The organism is Nocardiopsis sp. LOL_012, assembly GCF_048060475.1.
Lineage (GTDB): Bacteria > Actinomycetota > Actinomycetes > Streptosporangiales > Streptosporangiaceae > Nocardiopsis.
The window spans coordinates 1-23,048 of record NZ_JBHMIV010000001.1 but is presented as its reverse complement, the minus strand read 5'-3'; the positions used below and the strand labels follow the sequence as shown (position 1 = coordinate 23,048).

The window sequence follows — 23,048 nt, the reverse complement described above, 5'->3', positions numbered from 1 at the left end:
ATGGACACGAACACGGTGACCACGTGCTTGTCGTCGAAGCCGCCGGGGTGCAACGCAACGCGAGGGGGACCGCGCCGGGCGCGGTCCCCCTCCGTGCCTCCGGGGTGCGTCAGCTACGCACGTCGTCCATGAGCGCGTCCGGGTTCTTCCAGTCCGGGTGGGCGAAGAACTTCTGCGTCTCCCGCACGATGACCGGCGACAGCAGCAGGAGCCCGACGAGGTTGGGCAGCGCCATGAGCCCGTTGGCGATGTCGCTGAACAGCCACACGTCGGCCAGGTCGGCGACCGCGCCGACGAAGATGACCGCGATGAACACCAGCCGGTAGGGGAAGACCATCCTGCGCCCGCCGAGGAACTCCACGCACCGCTCGCCGTAGTAGGCCCAGCCGAGCAGGGTGGTGAAGGCGAACACGGCGACGGCCACGGCCACGACGTAGGTGCCGAGCGGGGCCAGGCCCGGGCTGATGGCCTCCAGTCCGCTGGACATGGCCTGTGAGGTGAGCAGCGAGCCGTCCTCACTGTCCTCGGCCTGCCAGACCCCGGTGGTGATGATGACCAGGCAGGTCATGGTCACCACGATGAGGGTGTCGATGAAGGTCTGCGTCATGGAGACCATCGCCTGGCGGACCGGCTGGCGGGTCTTGGCCGCGGCCGCGGCGATGGCGCCGGTGCCCAGGCCCGACTCGTTGGAGAAGATGCCGCGCGCGAAGCCCTGCTGGATGGCGAGCATGAGGCCCGCCCCGGCGAAGCCGCCGGCCGCGGAGGTGCCGGTGAAGGCGTCGGTGACCACGAGCTGGAGCGCCGGGAGGATCTCCGCCCAGTTGAAGACGAGGATCACCAGGGCGATGCCGACGTAGGCGATGATCATGACCGGCACGAAGGCGGAGGCAACACGGCCGATGCTCTTGATGCCGCCGAGGATGACGGCGCCGGCGGCGATCATCAGGATGAGGCCGATGACCCACGGGGCGAGCGGGGTCACGCTGCTCACCTGCTGGGCGACGGTGTTGGCCTGGGCGCCGTTGCCGATACCGAAGGCGGCGACGGCACCGAAGACGGCGAAGGCCACGCCCAGCGTGGTGCCGAAGCCGCCCGGCAGGCCGTACTTGAGGTAGAACATCGGGCCGCCGCTCTGCTCGCCCTTGGCGTCGGTGCGGCGGTACAGGACGCCCAGGAGGGCCTCGCTGTACTTGGTGGCCATGCCGAGCAGGCCCACGACCCACATCCAGAACAGGGCGCCGGGGCCGCCGACGCCGATGGCCAGGGCCGCGCCGCCGATGTTGCCGACGCCGACGGTGGCGGCGAGCGCCGTGCTCAGGGCTTGGTAGTGGGAGATGTCCCCGGCGACGGACTCGTCCTCCTTGCGGCGGACGAAGGCCAGCCACAGGGCGTGCGGCAGGCGCAGGAGCTGGATGAGCTTGAGCCGGACGGTGAGGAAGAGGCCGACGACGAACAGCAGCGGGATGAGGACGAACGGTCCCCAGATGACACTGCTGACGACGCCGGCCATCTCGATGAGTTGATCCATGCGGGGATCTCCCTATCGCACTCAGATGGGGGTATGGAGTTCTCCACCACGGGGGCGGTGTACCGGTGGTGTCAGATTCACACCGGAAAGTCACGAGAGCGTCACATTCACGTGTCCGCTACACGTTCACCGATTCCTCACCCTCGTCCGCCTGGGCGAGCGCGAGCCGACTGAGGACGGCGGCCGCGTTCTCCGGGTCCGCGCCCCGGCCGACCGCGACACCGAGAAGGTAGACGGTGAGCGGCCCGGCGGGGCGCGCCACGGAGTGGGCGGCGTCCCTCGTCAGGTCCAGGATGCGGTCGACATCCCCCTTCTCCAGCGCGTCGGTGCCGGCCAGCCCCAACTCGTTGCGGACGAGTTCCGCCCATTCCACGAGCGTCACCGGACGCCTCCTTCGTGTCGTCTGCGTCTTGCCGTAGGGCAGGCCGCGGCCACCGGCGGGTCACCGTGCGGCCTCCAGAGCCAGCGGGCGGTGTCACCGCGCGCTCAGCGAAACCACGCCCCGCCTTCCGGTGGGGTTCCCCCTGCACCCAACCACGGTTCACCCCCGAAGCCTAGTTTCGAGGGACGTCATCCCCCTTCGTGTTGGGAGCCCGCCTCATGTCCCCGCGCCAGTCCCCAACCCCCGCGGCCGCCCCTCTCGCCTCCGACGGGGCGCCGCTCCGTGTGGCGGTCGTGACCGAGTCGTTCCTCCCCCAGGTGAACGGTGTCACCAACTCCGTGTGCCGGGTCCTGGAGACGCTGGCCGCCCGCGGCCACCAGGCCATGGTCGTGGCGCCGGGCCACGGTCCCTCCTCCTACAAGGGGTTCCCGGTCATCCGGATGCCCTCCCTGCCGCTGCCCTTCTACCGGGACTTCCACGTGGGGATGCCCGCTCGGCGCACCCTGACCGCGGCGGTGCGCGCCTTCTCCCCCGATGTGCTGCACCTGGCCTCCCCCGCCCTGCTCGGCAACGCGGCCGTGGACACGGCCCGCCGGTGGGCCCTGCCGACCGTCGCGGTGTTCCAGACCGACCTGGCGGGGTTCGCGCAGCGGTACGGTCTGCGCCGCACCGAGGTGGTGTGGTCGATGCTGCGCCGCGTGCACTCGGCGGTCGACCGCACCCTCGTGCCGTCCTCGCCCACGATGGAGGACCTGACCTCGCACGGCTTCCCGCGCCTGCACCTGTGGCAGCGCGGTGTGGACACCCGGCGCTTCGCCCCCGAGCACCGCGACGAGGAGCTGCGCCGCCGCCTCGCACCCAACGGCGAGGTACTCGTCGGCTACGTGGGGCGCCTGTCCAAGGACAAGCGCGTACACCTGCTGACCCACGTGGCCAAGCTGCGCGGGGTGCGGCTGGTCGTGGTGGGCGACGGCCCCGAGCGCGCCCGGCTGCGCCGCCACATGCCCGATGCGGTGTTCACCGGCCAGAAGACCGGCGAGGAGCTGTCGCGGCTGTACGCCTCGCTGGACGTGTTCGTGCACACCGGCGCCGACGAGACCTTCTGCCAGGCGGTGCAGGAGGCGCTGGCCTCCGGGGTCCCCGCCGTGGGGCCGGCCTCGGGCGGTCCGCTGGACCTGATCTCGGACGGGCACAACGGCCTGCTGTACCGCTCGGACTCGGTGCGCGAACTGCGGGTCGCGGTGGGCCGCCTGGTACACAACACCGACGTGCGCCGACGCATGGCAGCCCAGGCCAGGCCCTCGGTGGAGCACCGGACCTGGGAGGCCGTCGGCGACCAGCTCATCGACCACTACCGGTCCGTGATCGCTCCGAGCCGGGAACTGGCGCGGCGCGGCGCCCCCGCGGCCGCCCCCGCGTCCTGATCCCGCCGGCCCGGCCGCCGCACCCCCTTACACGCGGCGGCCGGGCCGGGGCCCTCAGCAGTACTGCGGTGCCGCGTCGTCGGCGCGGTCGGCGACGGACACCGGTTCGGGCTCCCCGGCGAGCAGCGTGTCCAGGACCCGCTCCAGCCGGTCCAGATGGGCGCGGATCCACGGCAGCTCCAGCGGGTCCGTGGCAGCGAGCGCGGCGTAGCGCCGCTCGGCGGTGTCCCCGTACAGGAGGCTGGTGGCGACCCGCATCCGCAGGGCGTCGGTGCCCTCCCCGAACTCCACCGCGGGCAGGACGCCCACACCGAACCGCTCCAGCAGCAGCCCGGTCAGCTCCGGCCCCGTGGTGACGCCGTGCAGGGCGGCCAGCCGGTCGCGGTGGGGGGCGAAGTCGGGGTAGAGGTAGAACGCCGCGCGCGGTGGAACGACCGAGGTACCCGCGCGGGCGAACACGTCGGTGACGGCGCGCGCGACGATGCCGTGCAGGCGTCGGCTGTGGTCGACGTGGTCGGTGAGTTCGGCGGGTTCGGTGAAGGCGTGGGCGGCGGCCGCCTGGACGGGCGCGGACGGGCTCGACCAGATCTCGCTGGCCACGCCGAGCAGGCCGCCGCGCAGGCGGTGGCCGATCGCGGAGTCGGGCAGTCGCAGGACCCCGATCCGCCATCCGCCCAGGGCCAGGTTCTTGCTCAGTCCGGTGGAGACGACGGTGCGCTCGGGCGCGAATTCGGCGGGGCTGGGCACCCGGGTGCGGGCCCCCGTCACCTCGGCCGGATGGACGAGGTCCCGGTAGATCTCGTCGGAGACGATCACGAGGTCGAGTTCGCGGGCCACGTCGGCCAGTCTGCGGACGGTGTCCTCGTCGGCGACGGTCCCGGTGGGGTTGTCGGGCAGGGTGACGATGACGGCGTTGACGGTGCGGCCCTGCTCGCGTGCCTCGGTCACGGAGGCGTGCAGCAGGTCGGGGTGGGGCACCCCGCCCTGACCGGCGGCGGTGGGGACCATGAGCGGGCGCCGCCCGAGGAGTCGGCTCTGGGCCGCGTAGCTGACCCAACTGGGCGCGGCGATGGCGGTGTCGCCGCCCAGTTCGAGCAGCAGTCCGTAGAGGAGCGGTTTGCTCCCGGGGCCGGCGATGACCAGGTCCGGGTCGGTGGGAAGCCCGCGCCGCTCCCAGTATCCGGCGGCCGCCTCCCGCAGGGCCGGGGATCCGGCGACCGGTCCGTAGGCGTTGGCGCCGTTGCCCGCGGTGAGCTGGTCCCGCAGGACGGGGTGGACCGGGAGGCCGGCCTCACCGAAGCCGAGCGGCAGGACGCGCACCCCCTGGCGGCGCTTCTCGTCGAGGGCTTCGTTGACGGCGAGGGTCGCGGACACAGTGACGGTCATCGAGACTCATCTCCGGCTCATGCTCTGGCTTCGACCGCACTCCGGGTGGGCGGTCTGTCACTACTCAGGGTGCCTGTTCGATTTCATCAGCACAAGCGAGTCTTTTCGATGCTGAGCATAAGATGTACTTATGCTCGATCTTCGACGGCTCCAGCTCCTGCGCGAGTTCGGCCTCCGGGGCACCATCGCCGGGGCCGCCGCGGCCCTGGGCTACACCCCTTCCGCCGTGTCCCAGCAGTTGGCCGCCCTGGAGCGGGAGACCGGGGTGGCGCTGCTGGACCGCTCCGCCAGGGGGGCCGAGCTGACCGACGCCGGCCGACTGCTGGTGGACCAGACGGAGAAGATCCTCTCCCTGGTGGAGGCCACCGAGTCGATCCTCGCCGAGCAGGCCGACGTGGCGGTCGGTGTGGTGACCGTGACGGCGTTCCCGACCGCGGCCGTGGCCCTGGCGCCGCTGCTGGCCCGCGCGCTGCGCGAGCACCAGGGGATGCAGTTGCTGCTGCGGCAGACGCTCCTGGCGACCGGTACGCACAAAGTGCGCTCACGGGAGGTGGATGTCGCGCTCGTCGACGACTGGACCGGCCAGCACCCGGGGCGCGACCCGGACGGAGGGCTGCGCCACATCCACCTGCTGCGCGATCCGCTGGTGTTGGCCGTGCCCGAGGAGCACCGGCTCGCGGACCCCCGGGAGCCCCTGGAACTGGACCGCCTCCTGGGGGAGTCGTGGATCGTGGCCCCGGAGAGCGAGCGGTCACGCTACGGTACGGACCGGCTCATGGCGGAGGCGGGCGGGCTGCCCGCCGCCGCCTGGGAGTTCGAGGGGCTGGGGACGATCCTGAGCCTGGTGTCGCGCGGAATCGGTATCGCCGCCGTCCCCGCGCTGGCCATGGTGGGGGCCCCGGTCGGCCTGGTCTTCCGGGAGCTGCCCGCCTCGGCCCCGGCGCGGCACGTGTACGCGGTGCTGCGCCCGGCCGCTCTGCGGCGCCCGGCGGTGCAGGTGACACTGGCCGCCCTGAGGGACGCGGCCGCGGAGGTGGCGGCCCGCCTGTCCCAGGAGGGTCCCCCCGTCCGGGGCCCCGTCCGCGACGTGTAAGGCCCGTTCCCGGCCGACGCGAAACGGTTGTACCACCGCCGTGGGCGGCGGGAGAATGGCCCCATGGCCGATCTCACCATCACGGGCATACCGGAGGGCGTGGTCAGGGAGATGAGGGTGCGTGCGGCGAGGGCCGGAGAGTCCCTTCAGGACTATGCCCGTACCGTGCTCACCCGCGACGTCGCCGAGCCCACACTGGCCGACGCCGTAGCCGGCGCCCGCCGCACCGCCCTGGCCGACATCCCGGTCTCCGACGTCTTGGCCACCGTCGATGAAGGACGGACCGAGGCGGAGCAGCGGTCCGCGCGAAGGTGCGGGCCCTAGGCTCCGCCGCCGCGGCGGCGGAGCCTGTCGATCCGGCGCCGGAGCCTGCGGCAGAGGTGGAGCGCGCGGTCGCGGTCGTCCCGGGCGTTCCACCAGCGCGCGTAGGCCTCCAGCCTCCGCTGGCGGAGGTTCTCCAGTTCGGCCTCCATCCGGTTCACCCGGTGCTCCAGGTCGATCCGTTCTCGCTCGAACTCGGACATGTCGTGCTCGTGGCGGTTGGCCTCCCGTTCGGCACTGGTCAGCCGTTCGGCGAGGCCCTCCGTCGGGTTGCCGACGCGGACGATCCGACCGAGGCCGGCCTGTCCGCTGATGCCTTCGAACCACACATCGTCAGGTATTTCCGGCAGGACGCGGAGTTCACCGAACGCATCGCAAAAAATACGGAAAGTACCAAAACGGACTTATCCCCCTGTCCTTCGCGCCGTGACGGCTGTCAGGCGGCCATGGTCCGCTGCACCTTCGAGCGCACCGGGGGGCTCACCAGGAGGCTCTCGTAGACGGCCTCGAACCGCTCCAGCGACCGGTGGTGGTCGTGGCGCGCCACGAGCCTGCGGCTGGCCTCGCCCATGGAGCGGCGCCGCTCAGGAGAGCCGAGGACCTCCAGCAGGAGCTCGGCCATCCGCGAGATGTCGCCCGGGGGGAAGAGGAACCCGTTGCCGCCCTCCTCCACCAGGTGCGGCAGGGCCATCGCGTCGGCGGCGAGCACCGGTAGGCCGGTCGACATCGCCTCCAGGGTCGCGATGCTCTGGAGCTCGGCCGTGCTGGCGATGGTGAAGCAGTCCGCGGCGGCGTAGACCCGCGGCAGCGCCTCGTCGGGGACGAACCCCAGGAAGTGCACCCGGTCGGCGATCCCCAGTTCGGCGGCGAGGTCCCGCAGCTCCTGCTCCCGCTGGCCCGTGCCGGCCAGGGCGAGCTGCGCGTCCCGCTCGGGCACGATCCGCGCCAGGGCGCGCATCGTGTCGTCGATCCGCTTCTCCACGTCCAGCCGGCCGACGAAGGCGATGGTGTCGCGGTCGGGCAGCCCGAACTCGGCGCGCAGGGCCGTCCGCTCCTCCGGGCGGGGGTGGAACCGCTCCAGGTCGATACCGCACGAGATGTCCTCGACCTGGCGGGCGAACCCCTTCTCCAGCAGCAGTCGCGCGGCGCGGGGGGTCGGCGTGGTCACGTGGTCGGCCATGGCGGCGATGCGCACCATGTCGCGCCAGGCCAGGGCCCCGGTCGCCCTGTGGAACACCTCGGGCAGGCGGACGTAGCCGTAGAGGTTGTCGGGCATGAAGTGGTTGGTGAGCACGACGGGGATGCGCGCGGCCCGCGCCCGGCCGATCGCCGCCCGGCTGACGGTGAAGTGGCCCTGGACGTGGACCACGTCCGGGTCCAGTCGCGACACGAGCCGGTCGGCGTGACCGCTCAGCCCGAGGGGGAGCGCGAAACGCATGGCGTCGTGCACCGGGATCCGGCCCGAGCGCACGCGGTGCTCGGTCACCCCTTCGTTCACGGTCACGTACGGCTCGCCCCGCTCGGAGGGGCACAGCACGTGGACCCGGTGCCCGCGCCGCGCCAGGCCCTCCGCCAGGCGGTGCGTGAAGTAGCCGGCGCCGTTGACGTCCGGGGGGTAGGTGTCGGTGGCGATGAGGATGCGCAGGACTCGGTCGGTCGTCATGGGGGTCTCTCCTTCGACGTTCAGTGGGAGCGCGTGGTCTCGGGCGCCGAACAGGGTGCGCCCTGCGCTTCGGGGTTGCGGTGGCGGGTCCGGGCCAGCGCGATGGTTCCCGCGATCGCCGCGGCGGCGAAGGCGGCGGCCGCCGCCTGGGTCGCGGGGGTGCCGGGGACGCCCTCCCCCAGCAGCGAGATGCCGATGCCCACGCCAACGACGGGGTCGGTGATGAGCAGGGCCGCGTAGGCGGCGGCGAAGTGGCCGGTCCGGTAGGCGTTCTGCATGAGCAGGGCGCCGAAGACCGCCGTGGCCGCGGCGAGCGGCAGCAGCCAGGTGATGAAGCCGACCCAGTCGTGGGCCACCCCCGCGGCGATGACCCGCGCCAGGCCGGACGTGGTGCCCATGGCCGCGCCTCCCGACAGGGCGAGCAGGAGGGCGCGCACCCCGCTGGGCATCCGGTGCGCGGTGAAGTGGACCAGGGCGCCGAACCCGAGGGCGCCACCAGCCAGGAACAGCGCCGTCGCGGTGGCCATGGCGGGGGCCTGGGAGCCATGGGGGAACAGCCACAGCATCCCGCCGAGGCCAACCATGACGGCGACGCCCGCGGCGACCTGCCAGGCGCTGACGCTTTGCCGGTTGAACAGCGATGACAGGACGATCGCGAAGAGGAGCCCCGTGACGCCGATCGGCTGGATGATGGTCAGGGGCGCACCGCTGAGGGCGACCAGGTGCAGGACCGACCCGAGGACCGCGGCGCCGCTGCCGATCAGCCACCGGGGGCGGCGCACGAGGTGGAGGAGGACTCCGGCCCGGGCCACCTGCTCACCCGGCGCCCGGACGGCGTCGCGTTCCTGGAGCGCGGAGCCGAGCGCCAGGACGAAGGCCCCGGCCACGGCTGTGAGGATCGACCACAGCATCAGATCCGCCCTCTCGTGACCGCCTCAAGAGCACCGCGCCGTGAACGCATCGCCGCTTCCCTCGACTCTCGGTTCGTCCCTGGCCCACCGGGTTCAGCACACGGTTCCCACCGTAGGAACCGGCCTCCCGCCGTGGCGATCACGGCAGCGCCCGTTCTTCGGTGGTGCTCGCCCCACCCCGGGCGGGCGCCCCTCTCCGTTGGAGGGACGTGGCCCGGCAGGGAGGTGCGAGAGGTGCACCCCGGTTCACGTTCGTGACAGTATGTCCGTAATTGGTCTAGACCGGATAGGAGCACCCGATCGTGCCTGACACCTCCTCGCCCCGTCTCGGTGACCGGCCCCTGGTACCCCGCCCCGTCCACACGGAACAGGGCACGTCGGAGGGCCTCACCCTGACCGCCGCCACAAGGGTGGCCGCCGACGCCGAGTCCCGGGGAACGCTCGCGTGGCTCCAGCGTGAACTCGGCGCATCGACTGGACTGCCCCTCCCTGTCCGCGACGGTGACGGCGACGGGACGCTCATCCGCCTCAGCGTCGACCCGGACGCGGGACTGGCTCCGGAGGGCTACCGGCTGACCGTCGGCGCCGAGGAGGCGGTGATCGTCGGGCACGACCCGGCAGGGGTGTTCTACGGTGCGCAGACCCTCCGCCAGCTCCTGCCAGCGGCGGCCTACCGCTCAGCGCCCCTGACCGGTGTGGAGTGGACCCTGCCCGCCGTGCGCGTCACCGACGCGCCCCGCTTCCGGTGGCGCGGCGTCATGCTGGACGTGGCCCGGCACTTCATGCCCAAGCGGGAGGTACTGCGGTTCATCGACCTGCTGGCCACCCACAAGCTCAACGTGCTGCACCTGCACCTGACCGACGACCAGGGTTGGCGGGTCGAGATCCGCCGGTACCCGCGGCTGACCGAGGTCGGCTCGTGGCGCACCGAGAGCCAGGTCGGTGCCGCCGAGCCGCCCGTGTTCGACGGTCGGCCGCACGGCGGCTTCTACACCCGGGACGACATCCGCGAGATCGTGGCCCACGCCGCGGCGCGCCACGTCACCGTGGTGCCCGAGGTCGACGTCCCCGGCCACTCGCAGGCGGCCATCCACGCCTACCCCGAACTCGGCGAGAGCGGGGAGGTCCCGGTGTGGACGCGCTGGGGGATCAGCGGTGACGTCCTGGCCGTCACCGACCACGTCCTGGAGTTCTACAGGAACGTCTTCGACGAGCTGATCGAGCTGTTCCCGAGCACCTACGTGCACGTGGGCGGCGACGAGTGCCCCAAGGGGCAGTGGAAGGCCAGCGAGAGCGCCCAGCGGCGCATCCGCGAGGAGGGCCTGGGCGACGAGGACGGGTTGCAGAGCTGGTTCATCCGCCGGCTGGACGCCCACCTGACCGCGCGGGGGCGCCGCCTGGTCGGCTGGGACGAGATCCTCGAAGGCGGGCTCGCTGACGGGGCCACCGTGATGTCGTGGCGGGGCGAGGAGGGCGGTGTGGCCGCCGCACGCGCCGGACACGACGTGGTGATGACACCCACGGCCACGTCCTACCTCGACTACAAGCAGTCGGAGGACCCCGACGAGCCGGTTCCGGTGGGGACCCCACTGCGGACCGAGGACGTCTACCTGGCCGAGCCGGTGCCCGGCGGGCTCACCGAGGAGGAGGGCCGCCGCGTCCTGGGGGCCCAGGTCAACGTGTGGACCGAGCACATCGACACGCCTCGCAAGCTGGACTACATGGTGTTCCCCCGCGCGGCGGCCTTCGCCGAACAGGTGTGGTCCTCAGGGGAGCGCGACTACGCCGAGTTCGAGCCGCGGCTGGCGCACCACCTGGAGCGGCTGGAGGCGGCCGGGGTGGAGTACCGACCCCTGGACGGGCCGCGGCCGTGGCACACCCGCCCCGGCGTCGGGGGGCGGTGACCGAGGCGCCGTCCCGCGGCGACCGGAGTGATCGTCGCGGGCCTCGGACCGCCCGGGCCGGGCGCGAGAGAACGCGGGCGACCGGCACCGTTCGGGATGCGCACGGTTCCGGGGCATGGCATCACGATGCCACGCCTGAGCACTGTCGAGGAACGGTCCTCACCACAGGGCCGCCCTGGGGATCACCCCGTCGGGGGCGCCGGTGGCGTCGGCGATGGCCGCCGCGCCGACCCCCGGGTAGTCGGTGATGAAGCCGTCCACGCCGGTCCTAATGAGGGCGCCCATCGCGGGGCGGTCGTTGACGGTGTAGGGCATGATCTCCATCCCCGCCCGGTGCACGGCCGCCACATAGCCGGCGTCCGCCAGCGCGTGGTTGGGGTTGACCATCTGCGCCCAGGCGTAGTCGGCCAACTCGTCTTCCGGGACCCGGCCCAGCAGCCCGTGCGCGACGCCGGGCAGGAGCCCGCGGGACTCGCGCACCGCCTCCCAGTCGAAGCTCTGCACGACCAGGCGGCGGGCCTCCCACGGCGGGGCCGGGCGGAGCCACTCCTCGTGCGCGCGCAGCCGCTCGGCGACCTTCTCCTCCAGCCCGGGGTGGCGCGCGGGCGCCTTGAGTTCGAGGAAGAGGTTGAGCCCGTGCCCGTCCAGCCGGTCGAGGGCCTCGTCCAGGGTCGGGACGGGCTCCCCCTCGAAGCCGGGGCCGAACCAGGATCCGGCGTCCAGCCGACGGATCTCCGCCATGGTGAAGTCGGCGACCAGGTAGGGCTCACGGCCGGGAAAGACCCGCTCGACGTCGGTGGTACGGCCCAGCGTGGTGTCGTGCATGACGACGGCCTCGCCGTCCGCGGTGAGCTGGACGTCGATCTCGACGGTGACCGCTCCCCGTTCGGCCGCGGCGTCGATGGCGGCGAGGGTGTTCTCCGGAGCGTGCCCCGAGGCGCCCCGGTGCGCGACGGCGATCAGCGGCCGTTCGAAGACACGGTGTTCGGTGACCGGCGCGGTGGCGCCGGGCGCCCGTGGCTGGAGCACCGGTGCGGCCCCCGCGGCACCCGCACCGGCGACGACGAACAGAGACGCGGCTCCGACGATGATTCCGATGCGGCGCACCGGACCTCCCAAGGTTCGCGTGGGCTGGCTCCACCAGGATGAGTGCTGACGGTGATCCTGCGGTGACGGCGAGCGGAACGCCGGGACAAGTCCGGGCCGAGCCACACACCTCAAATCATTACTCAATGAAGTTATTTGATCACATAGTGCGCTGATCTTGGCGAGGGACTTCGTGTCTAGTCACACAAAGCACGGAGAATATGACGGAAAGTAGTCGACGGGAAGGAACTCCGATGCGCAAGCACCGAACGAGGTGGGTCGCACTCCTAAGCGCCGCCGTGCTCTCCACGACCGGGGCGGCGGACCCCGACACCACGACGCTCCCGGAGCTGATCGCGTCGGACGTGATGGACTGGCCCACGGCGATGCAGACCAGCGCTCTCACACTCGACGGTTTCCGCATCGGGTACCTGCCCGAGGGGCTGGACGGCTCCGGCCTGAGCTACACCTCCCGCACCGGCCCCGCCGGCGAGCGCAGGTCGCAGATCACCTGGATGAGCAGCCCCGACGAGGTGCACGCCAGGGTGGTGGTCCTGCGCGCGGACCACCTCGACGAGATCGGCGACCTGCGCGAGGACCTCTACCCGAACCTCGGCGAGGAGGACCTGGAGCGCCTGCGGGACGAGGAGAGCGGCCGCGAGTCCTATGTCTCGGAGCCCACCGGCCACCTATTCTGGCTGGAGGAGCCGGGTGTGGGCGTGTCCGCCCATCTGGACCCCGAGCGCTGGGACGGCGAGGAGCTGCGCCGCGTGGCGGAGGGGATCACGGACCTGTCCGCACCAGCGATGGAGGACGGACAGGACCTGCCCGAGACGGGGATCGTCATGGAGGAGGTGCCCGCGGAGGAGGAAGCGGCGGAGGAGACCGCAGCGGACACCCCCGCCGAGGACGTGACACCCCGGCAGGTCAAGGAATGCCTCGTGAACCGGCTCACGGGCCCCGGGGGCAACGGCGCCGAACCCGACTGGACCGCGCTCGACTGGGAGACGGCCGTTCCAGGCGCCCAGGCACCCGAACAGCCCGGGAACCCGCTGCCAGGCACCGACCACGACCGCCTGCTCGCCCAACTGTGGTACCACAGTGCCAGGGCCGACCGGACCGACGCCCGGGACCACTGCGCCGCCACCCTCGGGGTGGACACCGGCGACGTGGAGGCCGCGGTCGCCGGACTCGCGCCCCTCATGGACGAGATCATCACCCAGACGACCCCGGACAGCACCGCCCAGAGCGCGTCCCCGGTCCCGGAACGGCTAGGCCCCGCCGAGGGCACGGTCTGGGAGGAGTGGTGGACGTACCTGCCGTGGGGCTTCGCGCTACCGGCCCGGTGAGGCCCGGGTGCGCCGCCCCGGCCGCATGGCCGGGGCGGCGGCGGGCACCACCCCGGCCCCTTGCCAAATCACGCGGTCACTGCTTATCTAGTCCCTGGCGGGCCCGGGAAGGATCGGGCACCCGCACCGCCCCAACTCCATACCACCCCATGCAGGGCGCGCTGTCTCCCCTCCCTCAGCGGCGACCCTGCCCCCTCCTGAACCGGGGCCTGCCCTCCCCTCCCGGCAGGGCCCTCCGGACGAGGAGGCGAGCGGGCCGGGCGCCACCTCTCGGTGGTGCCCGGCCCGCTCCCGTCCCGGTCTCAGGCGTGGATGCGGACCACGCCCGCGAAGGAGTCCGTCCGCACGGGGGTGACCCGTACGCTCAGCCCGGTGCGCGGCGCCTCCAGCATCATGCCCTCGCCCAGGTAGATGGCCACGTGCGAGATGTAGTCCGGCGCGGTGGGGTCGGTGCGCCAGAACAGCAGGTCGCCGCGGCGCGCCTGCGACAGATCCAGGCGCTCGCCCGCGTTCCACTGGTCGTGGGTGACCCGGGGGATGGCCACCCCGGCCCGGGCGAAGGCCCACTGGAGCAGCCCCGAGCAGTCGAAGCCGTCCTCCGGGGACTCGCCGCCCCAGACGTAGGGGACACCGATCTGGCTCTCCGCGTGGGCGATGACCTCCTCCACGATCGAGGGGGCCACGGCCTCACCGGTGACCGGGGGCTCGGCGTCGTCGGCGACCAGTTGCAGGGAGACGTCCTCACCGAGGACCTCCGTCAAGGCGTCGTAGAGCTCCCACAGGTCAGCGTCGGGTGCCGACACCACGAGCGCGTTGCCGTGGGGCATGCCCAGGTCCGCGGCACGCTCCCGGGAGACGAGGGCGTCGATGCCCGCGATCCCGGACGTGGCGTGCGTCCACACCTCCAGGTCCACCGCGCCGCGCCCTCCCGCCGCGGTGACCTCACTGCCCAGGTCGAGGGAGCGCTCGGTGCCGACCTCGTTCGACAGCGCGATCCGCCCCTCGGCCACGCCCCGCCAGATCTCGTCCGACTCGGCGGAGGGCCGCGGGGCGTGGTTGCGGAAGCTGGAGGGGTTGACACCGAGCAGGGAGAGGGGCTCGCCGTCGACGCCCACACGCGCCGCGTCCACGGTCAGGGCCGTGTCCACACCGTCGATCCGGCGGACGCGGCCGACCACGTCCCTCGGCAGGCTCTCCTGCGCGACGGCGAAGTATTCGACGCTGCGGGCCTCGGCGAAAGGGGCCACCCGGACATCGGCGCGCAAGCGTTCGGGGTCGGCGACCTCCGGGGAGGCGACGGCGGACTCGTCGGCACGGGGGTCGGTGCCGGAGGAGAACTGCTCGGAGAGCGGCGGCCGGTCCTCCACGACCGGCTCGGCCCAGACAGGGGCCGCTCCGAGGGCGGTGAAGGCGACCGCGACGGCCGCTGTGGCGCCCACACATGTTGTGAATCGGCTCCGCACGGGGGGATCTCACCTTTTCTCTGCACCGCGCCAGGGCGGGGAACCCCTGGCAGGCGTCTTAAGCTCCGCGTCCAAGAATGGGCGCACCCGCACGAATTTGCAAGAATCCCACGCCAGACAGCACGGAACGTCCACGCCCGGCTCGCTCAGGTATCGGCGTAGTCGTCGGTGACCGCCATGTCCATTGGGAATCGGACCGGTGTGTCCCCGAACAAGGTGGTCCTGGCGCGCTCCGCGGCCGCCCGGACCGCGGCGACCACCGCCTCCGCCGCCTCGCGCGGTACGTGGAGCACGACCTCGTCGTGGACGAAGAAGACGATACCGGCGCCCTCCGGCAGGTCGGGAAGCCCCTGGCGCAGGGCGGCCAACAGCACGAGCGCCCACTCCGCCGCCGTGGCCTGGACGACGAAGTTGCGGGTGAACCGGCCGTGGGCCCGGCGGCGGCGCTCGTCCCCGGTCTCCGGCGGTACGGGGGAGGTCCGTCCGAGCCAGGAGCGCACGGCCGAGCCGCCCTCACCGGTGCGCGCGGCCGTGTCGACGTAGTCGAGGGCCCTGGGGTAGAGGCGGCGCATGGTGCGCAGCAGGGGCGCCGCGTCACCGGAGGTCTGTCCGTACATCGCGGCGAGCATGCCGATCTTGGCGCGCTCGCGGTCGCCGCCCACGTGCACGGCCAGCCGGGCGTACAGGTCCTCGTCGGCGGCCGCGGCGGCCAGGGCGCCGTCCCCGGACACCGCCGCCAGGACCCGGGGTTCGAGCTGCCCGGCGTCGGCGCGCACGAGGGTCCACCCGGGGTCGGCTCGCACGGCCCTGCGCACCGACTTGGGGACCTGGAGGGCGCCGCCGCCGTGGGCCGCCCAGCGGCCGGAGACGACGCCGCCGACCACGTAGCCGGGGTGGAAGCGGCCGAGCCGCTCACCGTCCGGTCCGGGGCGCTCGCGCACCCAGCTCTCCAGCCACGACCACCCGTTGGCGGCATGGAGGCGGGACAGTTCCTTGTAGCGCAGCAACAGGGGCACGACGGGGTGGTCGACCTGTTCCAGAACCCAGGAGCGGGTCGAGGCGACGGGGTGTCCGATCCAGGCCATGGCCCTGAGCACCTGGGCCGGGGAGTCGGGGTTGACCTGGCGGCCCACCGCGTCGCCGATGCGCACCGCGAGGTCGGCGAGCACGGGGGGACGCTGCCCTGCCGGGGGGCGCGGGCCCAGGAGCTCGGTGAGGATCTCGTCGTGGACGGCGGGCCGCCAGGGCAGCCCGTCGTGGCTCATCTCGGCGGCGGCGAGACCGCCCGCCGACTCCACCGCACCCAGGAGCCGCATGCGCTCGGGCCGGGGCAGTTCGGCCGTGCGGCGCCGCTGGTCGTCGTAGACATCGATGAGCGCCGCCAGGCGGTCGGTACCCGGTGGCAGGGTGGAGCGGTCGGCCTCGAACAGGGCGGGCTGGGCGGCACTGCCCTCGCCGGTGGGAGGGACCGGGTCGTCGGGGACGGGCAGCCCGTGCAGCCGCGCCCAGGCGGCACCCAGGGAGCGGGCCTCCCCGTGGCGTCCGTGGTGGCCGAGCAGAAGCCCTTCGGTCAGGGAGACGTCGTGGCAGCGGACCACGCGCACCCCGGCACGGACCAGTTCCGGGTAGACGTCCTCGCCGGCCGACCACACCCAGCGCGGCGGCTGCGGACCCGCGTGTTCGAGGCGGCGGACCTCGTCGGCGAGGGCGGTGACACGCCGGACGGGGAAGGCGTCCGCTCCCAGCCTCCGGAGCCAGCCGCCGCCCTCGCCGTCGGCGACCACCGCGATCCGCATGACTCCAGTGTGCACCGGGGCGGGGACGTTTCCGGGACCGGACGGCGCGGGTCAGCGGCCCTCGCGCACCACGTTCCTCAAGGGCTCTCCGGCACCCCAGCGGGCGAGCTGGTCGTCCATGAAGGCGCGGGCCCGCGGGTAGAAGGCCGCCGAACCGCCCGCCACGTGCGGGGTCAGGAACACACCGGGCGCCTCCCAGAGCGGGTGGTCCACAGGCGGCGGTTCGGGATCGGTGACGTCGAGCGCGGCGCGGATCCGGCCCCGCTCCGCCAGCAGGGCACGGGTGTCCAGGACGGGGCCGCGCCCCACGTTGACCACGAGGGCGTCGTCGCGCAGCAGTGCCAGTTCGCGCGCACCGATCAGGCCCCGGGTCGCCTCGGTGAGCGGCGTGGTCAGCACGACGACGTCGGCGCCGGGCAGCAGGTCGTGCAGTTCCCCCGCCCCGTGCACGCCCTCCTCGGGCCGGGCCCTGCTCGCCACGCGCACGACCTCGGTCTCGAACGGGAGCAGCCGCGCCTCGACGGCCTTGCCGATGCTGCCGTAGCCGACGACCACGACCCGCGCGTCGGCCAGGGAGCGCAGCGGCACCGGCCCCCACCTGTGCTCACGCTGGGCGCGCGCCCACCGGGGCAGGTCGCGCTGGGCGGCCAGGATCAGGGCCAGGGCGTGCTCGGCGGTGCTGGCGTCGTGCAGCCCGCGCCCGTTGCACAGGGTGACGTGGTCGGGGAGCAGGGGCAGGACGTGCTCGTAGCCCGCGGAGAGGAGTTGGACCACCTCCAGGTCGGGCATGCGCGCGATGAGGTCGAGCCGGTCGTCGGCGCCCTGTGTGGAGGGTGTGTAGGGGACCTGGTAGAACGCCACCCCCTCCAGGCCGGCCCGCGGGGTGCCGGGGTACAGGTCCGCGGCGACCCCCTCCGGCGCGTTCCGCTGGTTCTGCTCCCACTGCACGAGTGCTCGGCTACCCATGGGGCGGTCCCCCTCCGCTTCGTCCGGGCGTGTTCAGCCGCCACCCTAGTCAACCGGCCGGGCACCCGCCGATACGTCCTGTGCTACCGGGAACCACCAGAACGGTCATGGTGTCTCACCTGGCATGGATCCCCGCACCCCCGCACCCCCGAAACCCATGGGCTGCCTCGGCAAGGCCCTCGTCTGGACGATGGTCTTCCTGCTCCCGGTGTTCACCGTCGTCATCGGCCTGTTCCTCCTCTTCGAGGGCCTCTCCGGCCGCGACACCCTGGCCAACGGCCCGGTGGGCACGTTCACCCCCGTGGACAAGGCGTGCAACAGGGGGAGCTGCGCCCTGGAAGGGACGTTCACCAGCGACGACGGGGCCGTCACCCGGCAAGACGTGACCCTGAGGGACGCGACGCGCATCGGTTCGGGCGACCCCCTGCCGACCGCCGTCGAGGGCGTGCGCCTGGACACCGGGGCCACCCGGCCGACCGCCTACACCGCCGACTACCTCTGGCAGGGCGCCGTACTGGGGGGAGCCGCCTTCGCCGCCTTCGGGCCGCTGTTCTCGGTCGTTCTGGCCGTGGGGGCGAGGCGTTACCAGGCCAGGGCGCTCGCCGCCCGCGGCCACGGGGGCTGACCTCCGGCGGCCGGGGCCTCACCCGGGACGGTGGGCCAGTTCGTAGCAGGCGACGGCGGCCGCGGCGGTGACGTTGAGGGAGTCCACCTCGCGGTCGGCCATGGGGATGCGCACCCGCGTGTCGGCCTGTTCCAGCCAGCGCGAGGACAGCCCGTCCCCCTCGGTGCCGAGCATCAGGGCGACCCGTGCGGAGGGGTCGAGCCCGGCCATCGCCTCTCGCAGCGGCTGGGAGCCCTCCCCGGGGGTCAGCGCCATGAGGTGGAACCCGGCCCCGCGCAGTGCCCCCAGTCCTCCGTACCAGTCATCCAGGCGCGTGTAGGGGAGGGTGAAGACCGCGCCCATCGACACCTTGACGGAACGGCGGTAGAGGGGGTCGGCGCACCGGGGGGCGAGCACCGCGGCGTCGACGCCGAGTCCGGCGGCGCTGCGGAAGAGGGCACCCACGTTGGTGTGGTCGACCAGGTCCTCCAGGACGACGATGCCGCGCGCGCCGGAGAGCACCCCGTCGAGACCGGGCAGCGCCTTGCGGTGGAACGCGGCCAGGGCCCCGCGGTGCAGGTCGAAGCCGACGAGCCGGTGCGCGGTGTCCTCACTGACGACGTAGAGGGGCGCGTCGTGCGCCGAGACGACGTCGTCGAGGGCGGCGGCGCGGCGCTCGGTGAGCAGGAAGCTGCGGGGCCTGAACCCGGCCGCCGCGGCGCGGCGGATCACCTTGCCGCCCTCGGCCATGAACAGGCCGTGCTCGGCCTCCAGGTGGCGGCGCAGGTTGACGTCGCGCAGGCGGGTGTAGTCGGTCAGGCGTGGGTCGGCGGGGTCGGTGACCCTGATGGCGCTCATGGGCACCCATGATTCCAGCCGGGGCGGGTCCTTGATCAGCCGATCTCACCGGTGAGGGGCTCCAGGCGCTGCCAGCGGGCCTCCTCGCACGAGCCCGCGCGGGACAGGGAGGTCGCGACCTCCTCGCCCTCCCAGACGCCCTCGACCGTGGCCTCCTCGGGGCCGTAGAGCTGGTCGGTGCAGACGGTCCCCTCGCTCACCTCGGTGAACAGCCGGTCTGCACTGGTCTCTCCTGTGATGCCCTCGCCCGCGTAGGAGGTGGCGGCCGCGGCGTCGAGTTCGGCGGAGATCTCCGCCAGCCGGGTGCAGGCCTGGGGGTCGGCCGCCGGATCACCGGTGCAGTTGAGGGTCTGCACCCAGGCGCGGTCGGGGGTGCTGACGTGGATACGCAGTCGGCCGACCGGTCCGGTCTCGACGGGCGCCCCGCCGTCGCCCTGGACGATCGCGTCGCCCAGGTCCGCGCTCAGTGCGGTGGTGGTGGCCTGCGTGTCCACCGACGGCTGCACGGACGTCGCCACCAGGAGGGCGTAGCCGAACGCACCCGCGCAGCAGGCGGCTGCCAGCAGGGTGGTGCCGAGCCTGCCCCGGCTGCGGCGGTGACGGTGCGGTGCGGACATGCAGGGAAGCCTCGGGTTCGGTCGCGTGGGCGGCGGTGGTGCGGGGAGTCCGTCGCGTGAACGCGGAGTGGCGGGAGGGACTCCAGGTTATCCGTGAGAGCGAAGTAGTTTCGTGGAAAGCACCGTAACAAAGTGGTCACCGCCCCCCGGGCAGGACCCGGGACTTCACCGGACCCTGGGCCGGACTTCGCCCTCCCGTGACCGACAGGCGGCCCGGGGAAGAGATGTCCTCATCCATGGGACGCCGCAGGGTGCGCGGTGGTTCGCCCCGGCCGGACGGCCCCCGGCCGCGGCCAGGCCCGAGTCGGTCTCGATTGCGCATCAAATAGACATTCATCACTTAACACGATTAAGTTCACATACATCTCTCCGGTCGGCGAATCACGCGTAGTTTCCCGGAAAGGGGCCAGGATCACACCCGGTACCCACGTGGCGGACACCCCTTCGTCGGCCCCATCCCGATACATCCCACATCATTACGGTTGAGTACTGTTCCCTCACAGTGACCGGTCATCGGCCCGCACAGGCCGCCCGGCGTGCCTCGCGCGCATCGGCGACCGCACACCGATCGATCATCCCCGCCCGTACACCACCCGTGAGGAAAGCTGTGGGACGTCACCGCGGAAGATACGCAGAAGAGCCCTACCCCCCATCCCGGGGACGGGGACGGCGCCGCCGAGGGCGTGCACGCGGCGGCGCCGTCGCAGCCCTGGCCACCGCACTGGTGATCGTGGTCGCTCTGGCCGTCGCGGGCGTGTACATGTTCGACCAGACGGACGGCTGCCGCGGCGCCGACATCGAACTGGACATCGCGGCCAGCCCGGAACTGGCCCCCGCCCTGGACACCCTGGCCACGGAGTTCAACGCCAAGGAGAACACCGTGGACGGGCGGTGCGTGGCCGCCGAGGTCCGCCAGGTCGACTCCGCCAACGTCGCCTTCGGCATCAGCGGTGCGGGCGCCACGATGGGCGACACCGACTCCCACGTCTGGATCCCCGACTCCTCCGTGTGGCCGGACCTGGTGCGGAGCCGTTCCGACAGCGCCGTCATCACCGAGACCGGCACGTCGGTGGCCCGTTCCCCCCTGGTCCTGGCCCAGTTGAACGAGTTCGCCTCCGAGCAGACGGCCTCCTGGACGGACGTGGCCCCCAGCGGCACCCCCGGCCAGTACGGCAACACCGTCCGCATGGTCGACCCCACCCGCAGTTCGAGCGGTATGAGCGCCCTCTACCTGATGAGCGGTGCCCTGGAGCAGGCCAGCCCCGACACCGACACCTACAACGCGCTCATGACCGGAGCGCTCCAGGCACTCCAGCAGAGCACCTCGCCCGACGAGGACGCTGCCTTCGTCGCCCTCAGCGGCGGCACCGAGGAGGCACCGCCGCTGATGGTCATGTCCGAGCAGGCCGTGTGGCGGTACAACAACACACACCGGAACGCCGCAGCGCAGGCCGGGTACGTGGAGGGCGGCACCGCCTACCTGGACTACCCGTACGTGATGCGCAGCGACGACCCCCAGATCACCCGCGCCTCCGAGCTCTTCCGCGAGGCCGTGCGCTCCGAGGCGTTCCTGCCCACCCTGCTGTCCCACGGCTTCCGCGGCCCCGAAGGGCAGATCGACTCGTCCGTGCTGACGGTGGACGCCGGCTTCCGGCAGGAGGCTCCCCCGGAACTGCCCTCGCCCTCCGACGGGTCCGCCACCGACCTGATCCAGACCTGGAACCAGATGAAGATGGACTCCAGGGTGCTCACCATCGTCGACATCTCCGGGTCGATGCTGGCCGAGGTCCCCGAGACGGGCATGACCCGGATCCAGGTGACCTCCGCGGCGACCGTCCAGGGCCTGGAGTTCTTCCCGCCCACGGCCGAGATGGGCCTGTGGCAGTTCTCCACCGACATCGACGGCGACCTGGACTACGAAGAGGTCAACCCGGTCCTGGAACTGCAGTCGCCGGGCGAGGGCGGGGGCACGCACCGCGAGGCGATCTCCACCGCCCTGTCCGGTCTGGAACCCCTGCCCCGGGGGGACACCGGCCTCTACGACAGCCTCCTCGCCGCCTACAAGGAAATGGTGGACCTGTACACGCCCGACCGGAACAACGTCATCCTGGTCCTCACAGACGGGGACAACGACAACCCCGACGGCATCGACCTGGAGACACTGCTCACCGAGCTGGACGCGGTGTCCGACCCGGCCCGCCCGATCCCGGTCTTCACGATCGCCTTCGGTCCCGACGTGGAGCACCTGGAGCCGCTCCAGGAGATCGGTGCGGCCACGGGCGGCGCCGCTTACATGACGGAGGACCCGACCGAGATCAGCGACATCTTCCTCAAGATCTTCTCGCACCGCATCTCGGGGAACGAATAGGGACGAGGACGAACCGACAGGGGGCCGGTCCGTCGGACCGGCCCCCACCCTTGCGGGGAGACCGGTGTGACCAGCGGTGAGACCGACCTGTCCCGTGCGTCAGGGGCTATGGACTTCTCCACCGTCTTGGCGTACTCAGTGGAGACACGGGACCGGCCCGCACGCGACGACCGGATGGGGAAGTGCCATGGCCCAGGCGTGGATGCCCGGTGTCGAACGGATCGACGCAGCCGCAGCCCCGACACCGCCCGGGTTCGGCGCGCCCCGAGCCGTGTGGACGGTGACCGGGACCGACCCCGGTTCCCGCTCCGCGGCCGAGGAGGCCCGACGCCTGGCCTGCACCGGGCAGGCGGTGCACCTGGTGTGGAACCCCCGCACCGGTGAGGTCGTGCAGTCACTGGCCGCCACCCGGCGCAGTCCGATACCACTGGGAAGCACCGGGCACGGAGCAGCACGCACCGACCACGGCCGCGAGGGGCGCGTGTGCCTGACGGTGGCGGTCGTCGCCCTGGCGGAGGCCCCCTTCACGGACGGGCCGATGCACGGCAGGGCACCGCTCCTGGCCTGGATGGACTCCTGGGAGGTGGCCAGGCGCTGGCTCGGACCGGGAGGCGACGGCTCCACCCGACGGGCCTCGATCCGCGAGTGGTCGCTGGGAGGCCACTTCGGCCGTGACCGGGTCCCCGGTTCGAGCGGCTCCTGCCCCGGCCGGGTGGACGGCGCCCGACTGCTCGCCGAGGGGGCGGGTCCGGCCCACCCGCGTATCCCGGCCCAGCAGCCCTCGACACCCACGTGAGTCCCGCCCGGCCTGCGACGACGAGGCGAACAACGGCGGACAACCGAACTCCCGCGGTCCAAGGCGACACCACCACCGTTTAGTCTGTCGCCCATGGGTGGATCTATCGAACCGGGTTGGTACGCGGACCCGCATGGTGACGACCAGGCACTGAGATGGTGGAACGGCGGCGAGTGGACGCGGCATACCCGTTCGAGGAGCGAACTCCAGGGAGCCGCGGCCTCGGACGAGGGCGCGGGTCCGGGACACTCCGACGGGCAGGGCCCCCCTCCCGCAGAGGTGGAGCAGAGTACGGTTCGTTTGGAGCCCCCGGCCCCGACCCCGGTCGACGACGAGCCCAGCACGGTGCGCATCGACCCCACCTCCCTGCCCGGCACCACGCCGCCCCCCGCGCACGAGGACGAGACCCCCACCAGCGATCTGAGCGACACCGGCGCCACCACACGGATCCCTCCCACCACGCCGCCCCCCGCCCCGGTCGACGACGAGCCCAGCACGGTGCGCATCGACCCCACCTCCCTGCCCGGCACCAC

At 72.6% G+C, this 23,048-nt stretch carries 21 protein-coding genes; 9 read left to right on the top strand and 12 right to left on the bottom strand.

Annotated elements, in window-relative coordinates; translation table 11 throughout:
- Nucleotides 1-109 precede the first annotated feature (109 nt).
- Together ACFHWE_RS00105 and ACFHWE_RS00100 are read right to left on the bottom strand one after the other, a co-directional pair.
- The gene (locus ACFHWE_RS00105) at nt 110-1,528 is read right to left on the bottom strand and encodes an alanine/glycine:cation symporter family protein (RefSeq protein ID WP_416598451.1); all 1,419 of its coding nucleotides are present in this window, start codon (nt 1,526-1,528) and stop codon (nt 110-112) included.
- Between the two features lie 118 nt (nt 1,529-1,646).
- Nucleotides 1,647-1,910 (bottom strand): DUF6457 domain-containing protein, encoded by a 264-nt coding sequence (locus ACFHWE_RS00100; RefSeq protein WP_416598450.1) that lies wholly within the window; start codon nt 1,908-1,910, stop codon nt 1,647-1,649.
- A gap of 218 nt (nt 1,911-2,128) precedes the next feature.
- On the opposite strand from ACFHWE_RS00100, the gene ACFHWE_RS00095 reads away from it, so the two are divergent.
- Nucleotides 2,129-3,334, top strand: coding sequence for a glycosyltransferase family 4 protein (locus ACFHWE_RS00095; protein WP_416598448.1), 1,206 nt, complete (start codon nt 2,129-2,131; stop codon nt 3,332-3,334).
- A gap of 54 nt (nt 3,335-3,388) precedes the next feature.
- On the opposite strand, the gene ACFHWE_RS00090 is transcribed toward ACFHWE_RS00095, so the two are convergent.
- Entirely contained in the window at nt 3,389-4,720 is a 1,332-nt protein-coding gene (locus ACFHWE_RS00090) for a pyridoxal phosphate-dependent aminotransferase (protein ID WP_416598447.1), read from the bottom strand.
- A 130-nt stretch (nt 4,721-4,850) separates the two neighbouring features.
- Between ACFHWE_RS00090 and ACFHWE_RS00085 the strand changes: the two genes are divergently transcribed.
- Nucleotides 4,851-5,813, top strand: coding sequence for a LysR family transcriptional regulator (locus tag ACFHWE_RS00085; protein WP_416598446.1), 963 nt, complete (start codon nt 4,851-4,853; stop codon nt 5,811-5,813).
- A gap of 63 nt (nt 5,814-5,876) precedes the next feature.
- A complete protein-coding gene (locus ACFHWE_RS00080) occupies nt 5,877-6,137 on the top strand; it encodes a FitA-like ribbon-helix-helix domain-containing protein (RefSeq protein WP_416598445.1) in 261 nt (86 codons plus the stop codon).
- Here the strand turns inward: ACFHWE_RS00080 and ACFHWE_RS00075 are convergent.
- The 3 genes from ACFHWE_RS00075 to ACFHWE_RS00065 form a co-directional block, all read right to left on the bottom strand.
- The gene (locus ACFHWE_RS00075) at nt 6,134-6,463 is read right to left on the bottom strand and encodes a hypothetical protein (RefSeq protein ID WP_416598443.1); all 330 of its coding nucleotides are present in this window, start codon (nt 6,461-6,463) and stop codon (nt 6,134-6,136) included. The two genes, ACFHWE_RS00080 and ACFHWE_RS00075, sit on opposite strands and share 4 nt — an antisense overlap.
- A 107-nt stretch (nt 6,464-6,570) precedes the next feature.
- Entirely contained in the window at nt 6,571-7,797 is a 1,227-nt protein-coding gene (locus tag ACFHWE_RS00070) for a glycosyltransferase (RefSeq protein ID WP_416598442.1), read from the bottom strand.
- A 20-nt stretch (nt 7,798-7,817) separates the two neighbouring features.
- Nucleotides 7,818-8,708, bottom strand: a complete 891-nt coding sequence (locus ACFHWE_RS00065) for a DMT family transporter (RefSeq protein WP_416598440.1) — start codon at nt 8,706-8,708, stop codon at nt 7,818-7,820.
- Nucleotides 8,709-9,010: 302 nt separating this feature from the next.
- On the opposite strand from ACFHWE_RS00065, the gene ACFHWE_RS00060 reads away from it, so the two are divergent.
- Entirely contained in the window at nt 9,011-10,612 is a 1,602-nt protein-coding gene (locus ACFHWE_RS00060; protein WP_416598438.1) for a beta-N-acetylhexosaminidase, read from the top strand.
- A gap of 159 nt (nt 10,613-10,771) precedes the next feature.
- Here ACFHWE_RS00060 and ACFHWE_RS00055 read toward each other — a convergent pair whose 3' ends face one another.
- Complete coding sequence (locus tag ACFHWE_RS00055) at nt 10,772-11,719, bottom strand: glycerophosphodiester phosphodiesterase (protein WP_416598437.1); 948 nt, start codon at nt 11,717-11,719, stop codon at nt 10,772-10,774.
- A gap of 233 nt (nt 11,720-11,952) precedes the next feature.
- Between ACFHWE_RS00055 and ACFHWE_RS00050 the strand changes: the two genes are divergently transcribed.
- Nucleotides 11,953-13,047 (top strand): hypothetical protein, encoded by a 1,095-nt coding sequence (locus tag ACFHWE_RS00050; RefSeq protein ID WP_416598435.1) that lies wholly within the window; start codon nt 11,953-11,955, stop codon nt 13,045-13,047.
- 302 nt (nt 13,048-13,349) lie between these two features.
- Here ACFHWE_RS00050 and ACFHWE_RS00045 read toward each other — a convergent pair whose 3' ends face one another.
- From ACFHWE_RS00045 to ACFHWE_RS00035, 3 genes are all read right to left on the bottom strand, one after another.
- Nucleotides 13,350-14,510: a C40 family peptidase gene (locus tag ACFHWE_RS00045; protein WP_416598434.1), complete on the bottom strand. Its 1,161-nt coding sequence runs from the start codon at nt 14,508-14,510 to the stop codon at nt 13,350-13,352.
- Between the two features lie 146 nt (nt 14,511-14,656).
- On the bottom strand, nt 14,657-16,306 hold the full coding sequence (locus ACFHWE_RS00040; protein ID WP_416598433.1) for a bifunctional 3'-5' exonuclease/DNA polymerase: 1,650 nt from the start codon (nt 16,304-16,306) through the stop codon (nt 14,657-14,659).
- 51 nt (nt 16,307-16,357) lie between these two features.
- Nucleotides 16,358-17,272, bottom strand: coding sequence for a 2-hydroxyacid dehydrogenase (locus ACFHWE_RS00035; protein WP_416598432.1), 915 nt, complete (start codon nt 17,270-17,272; stop codon nt 16,358-16,360).
- 124 nt (nt 17,273-17,396) lie between these two features.
- On the opposite strand from ACFHWE_RS00035, the gene ACFHWE_RS00030 reads away from it, so the two are divergent.
- Nucleotides 17,397-17,897 (top strand): hypothetical protein, encoded by a 501-nt coding sequence (locus ACFHWE_RS00030; RefSeq protein WP_416598430.1) that lies wholly within the window; start codon nt 17,397-17,399, stop codon nt 17,895-17,897.
- Nucleotides 17,898-17,915: 18 nt separating this feature from the next.
- Here the strand turns inward: ACFHWE_RS00030 and ACFHWE_RS00025 are convergent, their stop codons facing one another.
- Together ACFHWE_RS00025 and ACFHWE_RS00020 are read right to left on the bottom strand one after the other, a co-directional pair.
- Nucleotides 17,916-18,734 (bottom strand): TrmH family RNA methyltransferase, encoded by an 819-nt coding sequence (locus ACFHWE_RS00025; RefSeq protein ID WP_416598429.1) that lies wholly within the window; start codon nt 18,732-18,734, stop codon nt 17,916-17,918.
- Nucleotides 18,735-18,769: 35 nt separating this feature from the next.
- The gene (locus tag ACFHWE_RS00020; protein WP_416598428.1) at nt 18,770-19,351 is read right to left on the bottom strand and encodes a hypothetical protein; all 582 of its coding nucleotides are present in this window, start codon (nt 19,349-19,351) and stop codon (nt 18,770-18,772) included.
- A 607-nt stretch (nt 19,352-19,958) separates the two neighbouring features.
- On the opposite strand from ACFHWE_RS00020, the gene ACFHWE_RS00015 reads away from it, so the two are divergent.
- From ACFHWE_RS00015 to ACFHWE_RS00005, 3 genes are all read left to right on the top strand, one after another.
- The gene (locus tag ACFHWE_RS00015) at nt 19,959-21,719 is read left to right on the top strand and encodes a substrate-binding domain-containing protein (RefSeq protein WP_416598427.1); all 1,761 of its coding nucleotides are present in this window, start codon (nt 19,959-19,961) and stop codon (nt 21,717-21,719) included.
- 187 nt (nt 21,720-21,906) lie between these two features.
- Nucleotides 21,907-22,515 carry a hypothetical protein gene (locus ACFHWE_RS00010; RefSeq protein WP_416598425.1) on the top strand — a complete coding sequence of 203 codons (609 nt, stop codon included), beginning with the start codon at nt 21,907-21,909 and terminating at the stop codon, nt 22,513-22,515.
- 93 nt (nt 22,516-22,608) lie between these two features.
- Nucleotides 22,609-23,048 (top strand): DUF2510 domain-containing protein (locus ACFHWE_RS00005; protein WP_416598423.1); only part of this gene is annotated, 440 nt, incomplete at its 3' end.

Bases quoted from the DNA above. Each gene is read 5' to 3' on its own strand.
- ACFHWE_RS00105 (WP_416598451.1), bottom strand. From the start codon at position 1,528: ATGGATCAACTCATCGAGATGGCCGGCGTCGTCAGCAGTGTCATCTGG.
- ACFHWE_RS00095 (WP_416598448.1), top strand. From the start codon at position 2,129: ATGTCCCCGCGCCAGTCCCCAACCCCCGCGGCCGCCCCTCTCGCCTCC.
- ACFHWE_RS00090 (WP_416598447.1), bottom strand. From the start codon at position 4,720: ATGACCGTCACTGTGTCCGCGACCCTCGCCGTCAACGAAGCCCTCGAC.
- ACFHWE_RS00085 (WP_416598446.1), top strand. From the start codon at position 4,851: ATGCTCGATCTTCGACGGCTCCAGCTCCTGCGCGAGTTCGGCCTCCGG.
- ACFHWE_RS00080 (WP_416598445.1), top strand. From the start codon at position 5,877: ATGGCCGATCTCACCATCACGGGCATACCGGAGGGCGTGGTCAGGGAG.
- ACFHWE_RS00070 (WP_416598442.1), bottom strand. From the start codon at position 7,797: ATGACGACCGACCGAGTCCTGCGCATCCTCATCGCCACCGACACCTAC.
- ACFHWE_RS00065 (WP_416598440.1), bottom strand. From the start codon at position 8,708: ATGCTGTGGTCGATCCTCACAGCCGTGGCCGGGGCCTTCGTCCTGGCG.
- ACFHWE_RS00050 (WP_416598435.1), top strand. From the start codon at position 11,953: ATGCGCAAGCACCGAACGAGGTGGGTCGCACTCCTAAGCGCCGCCGTG.
- ACFHWE_RS00040 (WP_416598433.1), bottom strand. From the start codon at position 16,306: ATGCGGATCGCGGTGGTCGCCGACGGCGAGGGCGGCGGCTGGCTCCGG.
- ACFHWE_RS00035 (WP_416598432.1), bottom strand. From the start codon at position 17,272: ATGGGTAGCCGAGCACTCGTGCAGTGGGAGCAGAACCAGCGGAACGCG.
- ACFHWE_RS00030 (WP_416598430.1), top strand. From the start codon at position 17,397: ATGGATCCCCGCACCCCCGCACCCCCGAAACCCATGGGCTGCCTCGGC.
- ACFHWE_RS00025 (WP_416598429.1), bottom strand. From the start codon at position 18,734: ATGAGCGCCATCAGGGTCACCGACCCCGCCGACCCACGCCTGACCGAC.
- ACFHWE_RS00020 (WP_416598428.1), bottom strand. From the start codon at position 19,351: ATGTCCGCACCGCACCGTCACCGCCGCAGCCGGGGCAGGCTCGGCACC.
- ACFHWE_RS00010 (WP_416598425.1), top strand. From the start codon at position 21,907: ATGGCCCAGGCGTGGATGCCCGGTGTCGAACGGATCGACGCAGCCGCA.